The organism is Gelidibacter sp., from assembly GCF_053579655.1.
In genome coordinates this window covers 1-12,285 of sequence record NZ_JBMDWE010000024.1, presented here as the reverse complement: position 1 = coordinate 12,285, position 12,285 = coordinate 1, and the positions used below count along the sequence as shown (strand labels likewise).

General features: G+C 38.2%; 13 protein-coding genes and 1 tRNA gene. 7 read left to right on the top strand and 7 right to left on the bottom strand.

The genetic code is table 11. From position 1 onward, the window contains the following. Positions 1–62 precede the first annotated feature (62 nt). A complete protein-coding gene (locus ACOH2D_RS12590) occupies positions 63–692 on the bottom strand; it encodes an NAD(P)H-dependent oxidoreductase (RefSeq protein WP_348036038.1) in 630 nt (209 codons plus the stop codon). Positions 693–869: 177 nt separating this feature from the next. Between ACOH2D_RS12590 and ACOH2D_RS12585 the strand changes: the two genes are divergently transcribed. Beyond that, positions 870–954: transfer RNA gene (locus ACOH2D_RS12585), tRNA-Ser, on the top strand. 249 nt (positions 955–1,203) lie between these two features. Next, a complete protein-coding gene (locus tag ACOH2D_RS12580) occupies positions 1,204–2,451 on the top strand; it encodes a site-specific integrase (RefSeq protein WP_449535453.1) in 1,248 nt (415 codons plus the stop codon). 61 nt (positions 2,452–2,512) lie between these two features. Here the strand turns inward: ACOH2D_RS12580 and ACOH2D_RS12575 are convergent, their stop codons facing one another. Further along, the gene (locus ACOH2D_RS12575) at positions 2,513–2,866 is read right to left on the bottom strand and encodes a hypothetical protein (protein ID WP_449535452.1); all 354 of its coding nucleotides are present in this window, start codon (positions 2,864–2,866) and stop codon (positions 2,513–2,515) included. Between the two features lie 211 nt (positions 2,867–3,077). On the opposite strand from ACOH2D_RS12575, the gene ACOH2D_RS12570 reads away from it, so the two are divergent. The 4 genes from ACOH2D_RS12570 to ACOH2D_RS12555 all read left to right on the top strand — a co-directional run bounded on the left by ACOH2D_RS12570 (position 3,078) and on the right by ACOH2D_RS12555 (position 5,811). Next, complete coding sequence (locus ACOH2D_RS12570; protein WP_449535451.1) at positions 3,078–4,142, top strand: tyrosine-type recombinase/integrase; 1,065 nt, start codon at positions 3,078–3,080, stop codon at positions 4,140–4,142. 105 nt (positions 4,143–4,247) lie between these two features. Then, entirely contained in the window at positions 4,248–4,658 is a 411-nt protein-coding gene (locus ACOH2D_RS12565; RefSeq protein WP_449535450.1) for a hypothetical protein, read from the top strand. Between the two features lie 202 nt (positions 4,659–4,860). Beyond that, the gene (locus ACOH2D_RS12560) at positions 4,861–5,286 is read left to right on the top strand and encodes a hypothetical protein (RefSeq protein WP_449535449.1); all 426 of its coding nucleotides are present in this window, start codon (positions 4,861–4,863) and stop codon (positions 5,284–5,286) included. Between the two features lie 159 nt (positions 5,287–5,445). Then, positions 5,446–5,811: a hypothetical protein gene (locus ACOH2D_RS12555; RefSeq protein ID WP_449535448.1), complete on the top strand. Its 366-nt coding sequence runs from the start codon at positions 5,446–5,448 to the stop codon at positions 5,809–5,811. A gap of 449 nt (positions 5,812–6,260) precedes the next feature. On the opposite strand, the gene ACOH2D_RS12550 is transcribed toward ACOH2D_RS12555, so the two are convergent. The 3 genes from ACOH2D_RS12550 to ACOH2D_RS12540 all read right to left on the bottom strand — a co-directional run bounded on the left by ACOH2D_RS12550 (position 6,261) and on the right by ACOH2D_RS12540 (position 8,898). After that, complete coding sequence (locus tag ACOH2D_RS12550) at positions 6,261–7,400, bottom strand: IS91 family transposase (protein WP_449535445.1); 1,140 nt, start codon at positions 7,398–7,400, stop codon at positions 6,261–6,263. After that, positions 7,400–8,227 carry a tyrosine-type recombinase/integrase gene (locus tag ACOH2D_RS12545; protein WP_449535444.1) on the bottom strand — a complete coding sequence of 276 codons (828 nt, stop codon included), beginning with the start codon at positions 8,225–8,227 and terminating at the stop codon, positions 7,400–7,402. The genes ACOH2D_RS12550 and ACOH2D_RS12545 overlap by 1 nt, the downstream gene beginning before the upstream one ends. Positions 8,228–8,565: 338 nt before the next feature. Continuing rightward, a complete protein-coding gene (locus ACOH2D_RS12540; RefSeq protein ID WP_449535447.1) occupies positions 8,566–8,898 on the bottom strand; it encodes a winged helix-turn-helix transcriptional regulator in 333 nt (110 codons plus the stop codon). Between the two features lie 105 nt (positions 8,899–9,003). On the opposite strand from ACOH2D_RS12540, the gene ACOH2D_RS12535 reads away from it, so the two are divergent. Beyond that, entirely contained in the window at positions 9,004–9,750 is a 747-nt protein-coding gene (locus ACOH2D_RS12535; RefSeq protein WP_449535446.1) for an SDR family NAD(P)-dependent oxidoreductase, read from the top strand. A gap of 304 nt (positions 9,751–10,054) precedes the next feature. On the opposite strand, the gene ACOH2D_RS12530 is transcribed toward ACOH2D_RS12535, so the two are convergent. Both ACOH2D_RS12530 and ACOH2D_RS12525 read right to left on the bottom strand, forming a co-directional pair. Continuing rightward, positions 10,055–11,194: an IS91 family transposase gene (locus ACOH2D_RS12530; RefSeq protein WP_449535445.1), complete on the bottom strand. Its 1,140-nt coding sequence runs from the start codon at positions 11,192–11,194 to the stop codon at positions 10,055–10,057. Further along, positions 11,194–12,021, bottom strand: a complete 828-nt coding sequence (locus ACOH2D_RS12525; RefSeq protein WP_449535444.1) for a tyrosine-type recombinase/integrase — start codon at positions 12,019–12,021, stop codon at positions 11,194–11,196. Before ACOH2D_RS12525 ends, ACOH2D_RS12530 begins: the two co-directional genes overlap by 1 nt. Positions 12,022–12,285: the final 264 nt, after the last annotated feature.

The following is a 12,285-nucleotide window of genomic DNA, read 5'->3' as shown; positions in this document are numbered from 1 at the left end:
CGAAATTTTTAAATAAAAACAAATTTAACATTTATAAAACTGGAGTCAAAAGCAATTAAGTTTTAGATTTCCAAAACTGCATCATGCAACTTTTTTCGCACTTTTTTAAATCCTGAAAACATATCATCTTCTGCTCTATACCCTACTGGCAATAACAAAACAGATTTAAGTCCTTTGTCCTTGAGATTTAAAATAGCATCAAATTGCGTTCTATCAAAACCCTCCATCGGACACGAATCTATACGCTCCACCGCACAGACCGTCATGAGGTTACCAATGGCAATATAAACCTGTTTGATGGACCACTCCTGTTGTTCTTCCTGCGACATGTTTTGCATCATCAACTTCAGATCGTTTCGGTAAGGCTCCAAAATAGTTTCTGGAGTTTGTCTTAAATGAATAATGTTATCATACAAATCATCCACATGTTCTTCATTAATGGTGTCATTAATACAAAAAATCAATAAATGGGATGCATCCACTACTTGACGCTGATTATATGCGGCTTCCAATAATTGGTTTCGTAAGGTTTTATTCTCAATAATAACCAAAGAAATGGTTTGCAAGCCAAATGAAGTTGCCGTTAAGTTAAAGGCCTCCTTAAGGATGTGCAGCTTTTCAGCGGAAAGATTCTTAGAGGGATCAAACTTTTTGGTGGCGTAACGCCATTTTAAACTTTCTATAATGCTCATGGGTACCAATTTGTAATCCTAGCAAAAATAAGGGATGCGAATGGCAATTTCAGGACATTTCCATAAATTAATTCAATGCTTAAATTAATTTAATAAAAAAGTGACATTTTATTTGACAGAATTGAAAAAGGTTTCTATATTTGCACCCGCATTCAGGGCATACCTGATGAGACGCTTGGAGAAATGGCAGAGCGGTCGAATGCGGCAGTCTTGAAAACTGTTGAGGGTCATACCTCCGGGGGTTCGAATCCCTCTTTCTCCGCTGAGAGATCACCAAATCTCATCAAAAGCCGATAAACACTATGTTTATCGGCTTTTTGCATTTTCACTAATATCATTTAAAACCATATAATATCAAATAAAAGGAGCGGGATTCGGTGCGTATTTTTTAGTTTAAAATTTACGCACCGAATGACCTGTAATTCACTGTTATTGTTATTGTTACTGAGCGAAAATAGGTTTTTTTTAATTTAAATTTTGTACATTTAAACTCATTAAAAACTACGCACCTATGTTATTTACATTTTCCATTCTGTTTTATCCAAGGGGAAACGATATAGATAAAGACGGAAACGCCCCTATTTACGCACGGATCACGGTTAATGGGAAACGAAGTGAATTCAGTATTAGGCGGAAATTATCGCTAGATAAATGGAATTCAGAAGCAGGTAAAGCAAAAGGTTCTTCAAATGATTCAAGAGAACTGAATAGATATTTAGCTGCTATAGAAACCAAACTTCATAAGATTCAGGAACATATGTCTGAAAGTGACGCTTTGGTTACCTCAGAAAAAATTAAAAATGCTTATCTCGGCAAGGGTAAAAAAGATAAAATGGTTCTACAGATATTCCAAGATCATAACGATAAAGTTGAGCAGTTAGTTGGTAAGGATTTTGCACCCGGGACATTGGAACGTTATAAGACTGCCAAAAAACATGTAGAAGATTATATTGTGCAAGAATATAATGTAAAAGACATTTCCGTTAAAGAAGTTGACCATCAATTTATCACTGGTTTTGAGTATTATCTCAAGACTACTCGAAACTGCGCCCATAACTCCGCTATTAAATACATTACTAATTTTAAGAAGATTATTAGAATTGCATATGCCAACGATTGGATCAGCAAAGATCCTTTTATCCATTGGAAAGCGAAACTAAAAATTGTTGACCGCGAATTCCTAACTGAAAAAGAACTTCAGAAACTCGTTGATAAAGAATTCAGCATTTCTCGCTTGGAACAGGTTAAGGATATTTTTATTTTTTGCTGTTTTACGGGCTTGGCCTATGCTGATGTTAAAAAGCTCTCTAAAAACAATCTCGTTTTCGGGATTACGGGTGAACAATGGATAAAAATCAACAGAAGTAAAACGGATACTAGAAGCAATATCCCGCTTTTATCAATTCCTCTTGCCATAATTCAAAAATATGCTGATAGTAGTGATCTTTTAGGGACCGAATTTCTACTTCCTGTATTGAGCAATCAAAAAATGAATGCTTATTTAAAAGAAATTTCGGATTTGTGTCACATCAACAAAAATCTCACTTTCCATTTAGCTCGACATACATTTGCAACAACTGTTACATTAACCAATGGAGTGCCAATAGAATCTGTTAGTAAAATGTTAGGACATAAATCGATAAAAACCACCCAGCATTATGCCAAAATAATAGATAAGAAGGTAAGTGATGACATGAATATGCTTAAAGATAAGTTGTCAAAATATTCAAATATGGAAGAAGTTTCAAATCCTATTTAGCCTAAATATTTTAAGAAATAAATAAATCATGATTCTTTTTTTTCACTTTGTATAAAACGAATCAAATCCTACGCACGACCAAAATTTCATCGTCCGAAAATTCCATCCAAGCGATGTCATATATATAAAATAATGTTTTACCTTTTGAATTAACATGAAAATGGGTATGATATTTAAAGCGAAAGCCTTTCTTTTCCACCAGATTCCTGTAAACTTTAATCTGCGTTTTATTATTTCCCAGCACTTCCAAAAGAATGGCATAATTACGTTTGAGATAACCATTGATTTCTATAGCAGCCACCTTAGAGGCATAGCGTAGCTTTTTGTGATACACATTTTTACAATGTATAGAGCAGAAAATTTTATCCGATCGCCCTTTAATTGTTTTTGCACAAACTTTACATTCTTGAACCATACAAAGCTTTGTTTTACAATCAAATATAAGCATTCGTTCCTAACGGATAACCACACTTATTATCGTTAAAGACCGGATTAAGTTACCTATTTACTTTAAATTTGGATACATCCCTAAAATGAAGATCATGGAATGGAAGGATAAAACACATATTATTATTTATCTCCCCCAAGCTAATGCGGGTCGTATCAAGCTAAGAATTCCCTATGAAATGGCTGCGGAAAGGGAGACATTCAAAGCTCTCAATGGAACTTTTTATCATTTCAATCAGAAGTTGTGGAGCATCGTCAATACTCCAGTAAACATAAAACATCTCGAAACTCTCTTTGGCGATAAACTAGTCAAACAGAACACTGAGGCCCCCACTGTCATTCCAAAGGCTAATATTACAGAAGGCATACAGTCTGAGCTGGACCGTAATCATCAGAAAATGATCCTTAAAGGCTTTAGTCAAGCTACGATCCGCAATTACCAAAGCAATCTAATTCAATTTTTTCAGTATTTTGGATCGGTTGCCTATCGAGACATAACGAAGGAACAGATAGAAGGTTTTCTGTATTACCTGTTGCGAAAATATAAGATCACTGAGCAGAAGCAAAACCAGTTGATCAATGCCATAAAATGTTATTATGAGCATACTTTAGGCTTACCTCGAGAGTATTACAATATCACTCGACCCACAAAGAGTAAGGATTTACCGGATGTATTAAGCAAGGATGAAGTCCTCGCCATTATAAACTATCCCACTAATATAAAGCATAAAGCTATCCTTCATACGCTCTATGGTGCTGGCCTGCGTGTGGGTGAAGTGGTGCGCTTACGGGTGGCGGACGTGCGTAGCCATGATGGCTATCTTTTTATTAAAGACTCAAAGGGCAAAAAGGACAGACATACGACCTTAAGTCCATTTCTGCTAAAAATTTTGCGAGAATACTATCTTGAGCACAAGCCTAGTTATTGGCTTTTTGAGGGGCAAGATGGTGGCCAATACACTTCGCAAAGCATACAGCGCATTTATCGGAAATCAGTAAAGGGCACCAACAGCAACCCTTGGAGTACGCCTCATACGTTGCGTCATAGTTATGCCACGCATCTCATGGAACAGGGCGTAAACATTCGTTATATTCAGAGTTCTTTGGGCCACTCCAGCACAAAAACCACAGAAGTTTACACTCGTGTTGTAGGAATAAACAACAAAACTTTAAAAAGCCCCTTGGATTCCTTGTATGAATCAGCTACATTTGGTAAGGATCAACCAAAACAAACACCGACATAGGGTATATATACGTCACTCCTACCTAGCTGATGACATATATACACATGTTGGCAAACATTTGACAAACCTAACCCGAATTCAATCATTAAGTAAAAAAAACTGTTAATGAAAAATATACTTTTAACAATATTGACATTATTTACTATTGCAGTAAATGCACAAGAGAACAATAAAATTACTTGGAATTCAGGAGAGTTTTACTATGGAGTACAAAATCAAAAAACCGGTAAAATGGTTTACGAAACACCTCAAGGAATTGTAGAAAAAATAATTTATGATAAATTTTTCAAAAGTTATGATATACAATATGCAGACAAAAATAACTCAATTGGATTTATCGATTTTGAGTATGTAAGAACAATGGAAAACGGAACAATTATAGTAAAAGAAGAAACGAATGGTATGTTCGCTGTTTCCGATTTGATAGAGGAATATGGAATTCTGTTATTTGTAAGCACAAAAAAAATCGACGATGAAAACCTTTTGATTTTATCATTCAAAAAAATAAGTAAATAAAAAACGATTTGCCAACACCGCGTAAAAATAATTGCTAGTTCTCGCCTACTTGGAAATTCCTGCGGAATTTCCACAGGCTCGGTCAATTTTTACTATTTTAGGTATTTATCCCACGCAACTATTCTTACGCATAAACGTTGTGGTGCATTTGAGCAACCATTCGATAAAATCTTAATCTACAATAAAAATAAAATTTATTAAAATGAGAAGAGCACTAATCTTAATATTAATCGGAATAGCATTTTTTGGCTGTTCAAGTGATGACGATAACGGAAATCAAAACAACTGTGATTTTGGAACTATAATAAGTGCGGAACAATATTCGAACGCGCCTGCTGACCAATTAGAAATTAATAATTTAACAATAAATGACAATTGTCTGAAAATTAATTTTAGTTCTGGAGGTTGTGATGGAAATACGTGGGAATTAAAACTAATCGATTCTGGAGATATTATGGAATCAAATCCACCTCAAAGGAATTTAAGATTGTCATTAAAAAATGAAGAATTATGCGAAGCATATATTACAAAAGAATTGACGTTTGACATTTCAAATTTAAAAGTTGATGGAAATAAAGTTCAGTTAAACATTATAAATTCCGACGAAAACATTTTATACGAATATTAAAAACGACACCACAACAATGTGTATAAGCAATGGCTTGTCCTCGCCTACTTGGAAAATCCGCAGGATTTTCCTCAGGCAAGCACCTGTTTATAATTGTCCATGACGTACCACGCCACTGCTCATACACGAAACGTTGTAGCACATTAAAAAAACCAAACTATGAGTAAATATTTAGGACTAGATTTTGGAACAAACTCAATTGGATGGACATTAGTGGATAACTATAAAATTAGTGATAAAGGAGTACAAATATTCGTAAACAGCCAACGGACTGAAAAAAGAGATTTACGTAGAAAGAATCAACGAGAATTTATTTTACTAAATAGAATATCTAAAAAAAACACTACACTTTTCAAAATTAAAAATCTGTTAATCAAAAATATTCGGATCGTATTGTTGTCGACCATAACTCTGACATTATTTCTTTTCAGTTTAATATTCGCTGAATTTTGGCAACTATTTTTAAATTTAGGAATTGGTGGGCTTATTTCAATTTTGACATTTGAAAGGAACAAAAAATTATAATTATTTATGCATCATATTGGAATTAGTATAGTTGGAGGATTCTTGATTTGGTGCTTTTCTGGTTTTAAAAAGAAAAAAATCAAAGATTACACGCATCATAAATTTGCTTTTTTTGTGGGATTTGCATTTATACTGTTAATAGTTCTAATATTATACAATATATAAAAAAACGTGCTACAATAACTAAGGATTCGGCTCGCCGATAGGCCAGAGCTGAATCCTGTGTTGACGAATCCGGTTGATTTGCCGCCTTATGGGTAAAACGTTAAGTTGAGGAAAGGATACTTGGAGGTTACGCTGGTATTTGTGTGGTCAAGATGTATAGGTTTCAATTATTTTATAACATTCTCCGTGGCTTTTAAGTGGTTTCAATTTACGATCTCTGGTTTTTATCTTTCAATTTTAAAGTCAAGGCATAGCAGAGCCAGTCTGCATTTGCAGAATAATTTTTAGCTGCTCTTATTCAATTTTCTATCTTTTTGTAAAACGCGCCAATTCTCGGGAGGCCCACGGTCATTAAAAAGCAAAATTGTATGCAGTCTCCCTTTTTTACAGACAGGACATCGGCGGTGTAAAAGCGGCTGTATTGTTTTGATGGCCTCCAACTTTACCGTAGCAAGTTCTGCCTGTAGTTGTGGCAATTTCTCCTTTTTCCAGCTGCTGCTCAAAATACCATAATGTCGTATTCGGGTAAACCCCTTGGGTAAAATATGCAGTGCAAAGCGTCTGATAAACTCCTGGCTCGACAAGGTCAAGGGGACTTTCTTTCCTGCACGGCGATAATCTTTGGCTGTAAAGGTTACACTTCTGTTTTCGAGATCAATATTAGTAATCCGATGGTTGCTAATGGCTATTTTATGGGTATATCTGCCCAAATATTCGATCACATATTTTGGACTTCTAAAAGGTTCTTTGGCATAAACTACCCACTTTTTACCGAACACCGCATTATAAACTTTTTGAGGGATCTTTAAGCCACTTTTTCTAAGCTCAGCGATATATTTTGCTCTAAAAACTGGACTCATAGCTTTTACATTGAACAAATATTTGCCCTTGTTCTTAGCCTTTTTCCATTGTCCCGATCTGCTCAAGCCACCACCTGGCACAATGCAGTGCAAGTGCGGGTGCAAACTCATGTTCTGGCCCCAAGTATGCAGCACCGCGATCATGCCCATTCTCCCACCAAGGTGCTTGGGATTGTCCCCAAATTGCTGCAGGGTCTGCCAAGCAGCTTTGAACAGACTGCCGTACACTATTTTGCCATGGCTCAAAGCGTAGCCATTAAACTCGCTGGGAAGTGTAAACACCACATGAAAATAGGGAACGTTCAAGAGTTCGTCCTTTCGTGCCCTGATCCACTCCTCGCGCTTGTGCCCCTGACAGGTCGGGCAATGTCTGTTCCTGCAACTGTTATAGCTGATGTGCAGTGCGTGGCAACAATCGCATTTATCAATATGTCCGCCCATAGCTTTGGTTCGGCACCTTCTTATGGCCTGCAGGGCACGGTAATGCCACGAGGTCAGGCTCAAACTCTTGAGCTGTAGCTGTTCCATTTCTAAAATGTCAGCAACCGTATGTTTGGGACGCATTAATCATAGAGCTTGTCCAGTGGCGAAAATTTCGAACCACTGGGCAGATTGGCCACATGCAGATAGGTCAGGGTCATCTCGATATGCGCATGGCCCAAAAGTTCCTTTAGACTGACAATATCAACGCCATATTCCAACAGATGTGTGGCATAGGTGTGGCGTAAGGTGTGGGCGGTTATCTTTTTGGAACTGCCTATCTTGCTGCGGTTTTCTTTGATTATCCAACCGATGCCATTGGTGGTCAGCCCCCGCGATTCCCCATCTTTGGTAACCTGGCTGTTGAAAAGATAGAGTTGGGGATTTTCCGTTTTTATATACGTCTTTAACCCTCTCGATAAATATTTGCTCAAGGGTACATAGCGGTCAATCTTCCCTTTTTTCTTGGGAACAAAGACCGTTCTGCGATCAAAGTCGATGTCCGACAGTTTGAGGTTGCACAGTTCGTAGCTGCGAAGTCCGCAGCCGTAGAGCATCCCAATGATCAGACGGTGTTTAAGATACTTGGGCGCCTTTAAAAGCCGCCTGACTTCTTCTTGGCTCAATACTGTTGGAAGTTTTAAGTCTCGTTTGATCTGGGGCAAGGCCACGCGCTTGGCCTCCATCCCCATGACTTTGTAGGCGGCCCTGAGCCCAAAAATGGTGTGTTTGAAGAAGCTTTCGGAAGGTGTGTTGTGAAGTTTTTGACAATGGTAAAGATAGTCTTCAATGTTCTCGACCGAGAGCGTTTCTGGGCTTTGCTTGTAGTGCAGGGCAAGATGTGCCAAACATCGGAGGTAATTGTTTAAGGTGCTTTTCGCTTTGCCGTTGATGGAAAAGCTCTGCTCCAATTTGTTTTGAAGTGTGCTGAAACCAGCTACTTCCTCAAAAGCACGCTCAGCAATGGTTTTACTTTTTTTTAAACATGATATTAGATTTAATATTTAGCTACAAATTAATAAATCTATTATATTTACGAAAGGACATTGGATCTGAACTTTTCAGGAGGGCTTCCGACCGGTAGGGAGGATTCGTTCAACACCGTGTAAAAATAATTGCTTAGTTCTCGCCTACTTGGAAATTCCTGCGGAATTTCCACAAGCTCGGTCAATTTTTACTATTTTAGGTGTTTAACCCACGCAACTATTCTTACGCATAAACGTTGGCAACAAGCTAAAGCGAACATCAACTAAGAATAATCCTTGACCACTAAATTACCCCAATCAGCAATCGATTTCACTAACGGGATTAAAGTTTTACCAAAATCGGTCAAGGAGTACTCTACTTTTAACGGAGGCTTTGAAGTAAAAACCTCTCTTTTAATTATTCCGTCTTCTTCCAATGTCTTCAACTGTAAACTCAAAGTTCTTTCAGTTACTGTTGGCATTTCCTTTCTTAACTCATTATAACGTAACTTTCCACTTAACAAATGGAATAAAATTACTGTTTTCCATTTCCCACCTATTATTCCCATTGTTAAACTTGTACAACAAGGGTATTCTCTTCCTTTAAATTTATACATAATTCAGATAAAAGTTAAACTATCCTTTTTGACCGTTATTGCAAAAGTATAAAACTATACTTAGTTTTGCAACTATAAATAGTATAGTGATTAAAACAAATAAAAATGGAAGAATTTAAAAACAAAGTAGCCTTAGTAATTGGAGGTACAAGTGGGATTGGAAGTGCAACAGCAAATGCTTTATTAGAAAATGGAGCTATAGTTCATATTGTTGGTAGAAATGTGGAAAAAGTAACTGATATGCCTAACTTGATAAAACATAAAGTAAACATTTCTAATACCGAAGAAGTAAAATCATTGATTGCGGAAATTGAATCATTAGATAATATAGATTATTTGGTCAATGCATCTGGTATTTTTGGGCCAAAACCATTTCTGGAACACACAATGGAAGATTATAATTCGTATTTAGATTTAAATAGAGGTTTCTTTTTCATAACTCAAAGTGTAGCAAATAAAATGAAAAATACAAATGGAGGTTCTATAGTAAATGTAGGTTCTATGTGGGCAAAGCAAGCTGTAAAAGCTACACCATCTTCTGCTTATTCTATGCAAAAAGCAGGTTTACATTCTTTAACTCAACACTTAGCTATGGAATTAGCATATGATAATATCAGAGTTAATGCAGTTTCCCCAGCTGTAGTAAATACACCTGTTTATCACGGAGTCTTTGGAGGGAAAGAACAAGCTGAAAAAGCATTAGAGGGTTTTAATGGATTTCATCCAATTGGAAGAAATGGAGCACCTTCTGACATCTCGAACAGTATTTTATTTCTACTTTCGGAAAAAGCGTCTTGGGTTACTGGAGCAATTTGGGACACAGATGGAGGTGTAATGGCTGGAAGAAATTAAAAAAACCAAATAACTGGAAAAAAGCCAGTTGCCAATAACTAAGGATTCGGCTCGCCGATAGGCCAGAGCTGAATCCTGTGTTGACGAATCCGGTTGATTTGCCGCCTTATGGGTAAAACGTTAAGTTGAGGAAAGGATACTTGGAGGTTACGCTGGTATTTGTGTGGTCAAGATGTATAGGTTTCAATTATTTTATAACATTCTCCGTGGCTTTTAAGTGGTTTCAATTTACGATCTCTGGTTTTTATCTTTCAATTTTAAAGTCAAGGCATAGCAGAGCCAGTCTGCATTTGCAGAATAATTTTTAGCTGCTCTTATTCAATTTTCTATCTTTTTGTAAAACGCGCCAATTCTCGGGAGGCCCACGGTCATTAAAAAGCAAAATTGTATGCAGTCTCCCTTTTTTACAGACAGGACATCGGCGGTGTAAAAGCGGCTGTATTGTTTTGATGGCCTCCAACTTTACCGTAGCAAGTTCTGCCTGTAGTTGTGGCAATTTCTCCTTTTTCCAGCTGCTGCTCAAAATACCATAATGTCGTATTCGGGTAAACCCCTTGGGTAAAATATGCAGTGCAAAGCGTCTGATAAACTCCTGGCTCGACAAGGTCAAGGGGACTTTCTTTCCTGCACGGCGATAATCTTTGGCTGTAAAGGTTACACTTCTGTTTTCGAGATCAATATTAGTAATCCGATGGTTGCTAATGGCTATTTTATGGGTATATCTGCCCAAATATTCGATCACATATTTTGGACTTCTAAAAGGTTCTTTGGCATAAACTACCCACTTTTTACCGAACACCGCATTATAAACTTTTTGAGGGATCTTTAAGCCACTTTTTCTAAGCTCAGCGATATATTTTGCTCTAAAAACTGGACTCATAGCTTTTACATTGAACAAATATTTGCCCTTGTTCTTAGCCTTTTTCCATTGTCCCGATCTGCTCAAGCCACCACCTGGCACAATGCAGTGCAAGTGCGGGTGCAAACTCATGTTCTGGCCCCAAGTATGCAGCACCGCGATCATGCCCATTCTCCCACCAAGGTGCTTGGGATTGTCCCCAAATTGCTGCAGGGTCTGCCAAGCAGCTTTGAACAGACTGCCGTACACTATTTTGCCATGGCTCAAAGCGTAGCCATTAAACTCGCTGGGAAGTGTAAACACCACATGAAAATAGGGAACGTTCAAGAGTTCGTCCTTTCGTGCCCTGATCCACTCCTCGCGCTTGTGCCCCTGACAGGTCGGGCAATGTCTGTTCCTGCAACTGTTATAGCTGATGTGCAGTGCGTGGCAACAATCGCATTTATCAATATGTCCGCCCATAGCTTTGGTTCGGCACCTTCTTATGGCCTGCAGGGCACGGTAATGCCACGAGGTCAGGCTCAAACTCTTGAGCTGTAGCTGTTCCATTTCTAAAATGTCAGCAACCGTATGTTTGGGACGCATTAATCATAGAGCTTGTCCAGTGGCGAAAATTTCGAACCACTGGGCAGATTGGCCACATGCAGATAGGTCAGGGTCATCTCGATATGCGCATGGCCCAAAAGTTCCTTTAGACTGACAATATCAACGCCATATTCCAACAGATGTGTGGCATAGGTGTGGCGTAAGGTGTGGGCGGTTATCTTTTTGGAACTGCCTATCTTGCTGCGGTTTTCTTTGATTATCCAACCGATGCCATTGGTGGTCAGCCCCCGCGATTCCCCATCTTTGGTAACCTGGCTGTTGAAAAGATAGAGTTGGGGATTTTCCGTTTTTATATACGTCTTTAACCCTCTCGATAAATATTTGCTCAAGGGTACATAGCGGTCAATCTTCCCTTTTTTCTTGGGAACAAAGACCGTTCTGCGATCAAAGTCGATGTCCGACAGTTTGAGGTTGCACAGTTCGTAGCTGCGAAGTCCGCAGCCGTAGAGCATCCCAATGATCAGACGGTGTTTAAGATACTTGGGCGCCTTTAAAAGCCGCCTGACTTCTTCTTGGCTCAATACTGTTGGAAGTTTTAAGTCTCGTTTGATCTGGGGCAAGGCCACGCGCTTGGCCTCCATCCCCATGACTTTGTAGGCGGCCCTGAGCCCAAAAATGGTGTGTTTGAAGAAGCTTTCGGAAGGTGTGTTGTGAAGTTTTTGACAATGGTAAAGATAGTCTTCAATGTTCTCGACCGAGAGCGTTTCTGGGCTTTGCTTGTAGTGCAGGGCAAGATGTGCCAAACATCGGAGGTAATTGTTTAAGGTGCTTTTCGCTTTGCCGTTGATGGAAAAGCTCTGCTCCAATTTGTTTTGAAGTGTGCTGAAACCAGCTACTTCCTCAAAAGCACGCTCAGCAATGGTTTTACTTTTTTTTAAACATGATATTAGATTTAATATTTAGCTACAAATTAATAAATCTATTATATTTACGAAAGGACATTGGATCTGAACTTTTCAGGAGGGCTTCCGACCGGTAGGGAGGATTCGTTCAACACCGTGTAAAAATAATTGCTTAGTTCTCGCCTACTTGGAAATTCCTGCGGAATTTCCACAGGCTCGGTCAATATT

What these genes read in the sequence shown, in the direction of transcription:
- ACOH2D_RS12565 (WP_449535450.1), top strand. Translation starts at nt 4,248, where the DNA reads ATGAAAAATATACTTTTAACAATATTGACATTATTTACTATTGCAGTA.
- ACOH2D_RS12560 (WP_449535449.1), top strand. Translation starts at nt 4,861, where the DNA reads ATGAGAAGAGCACTAATCTTAATATTAATCGGAATAGCATTTTTTGGC.
- ACOH2D_RS12570 (WP_449535451.1), top strand. Translation starts at nt 3,078, where the DNA reads ATGGCTGCGGAAAGGGAGACATTCAAAGCTCTCAATGGAACTTTTTAT.
- ACOH2D_RS12530 (WP_449535445.1), bottom strand. Translation starts at nt 11,194, where the DNA reads ATGCGTCCCAAACATACGGTTGCTGACATTTTAGAAATGGAACAGCTA.
- ACOH2D_RS12580 (WP_449535453.1), top strand. Translation starts at nt 1,204, where the DNA reads ATGTTATTTACATTTTCCATTCTGTTTTATCCAAGGGGAAACGATATA.
- ACOH2D_RS12575 (WP_449535452.1), bottom strand. Translation starts at nt 2,866, where the DNA reads ATGGTTCAAGAATGTAAAGTTTGTGCAAAAACAATTAAAGGGCGATCG.
- ACOH2D_RS12555 (WP_449535448.1), top strand. Translation starts at nt 5,446, where the DNA reads ATGAGTAAATATTTAGGACTAGATTTTGGAACAAACTCAATTGGATGG.
- ACOH2D_RS12540 (WP_449535447.1), bottom strand. Translation starts at nt 8,898, where the DNA reads ATGTATAAATTTAAAGGAAGAGAATACCCTTGTTGTACAAGTTTAACA.
- ACOH2D_RS12535 (WP_449535446.1), top strand. Translation starts at nt 9,004, where the DNA reads ATGGAAGAATTTAAAAACAAAGTAGCCTTAGTAATTGGAGGTACAAGT.
- ACOH2D_RS12590 (WP_348036038.1), bottom strand. Translation starts at nt 692, where the DNA reads ATGAGCATTATAGAAAGTTTAAAATGGCGTTACGCCACCAAAAAGTTT.
- ACOH2D_RS12550 (WP_449535445.1), bottom strand. Translation starts at nt 7,400, where the DNA reads ATGCGTCCCAAACATACGGTTGCTGACATTTTAGAAATGGAACAGCTA.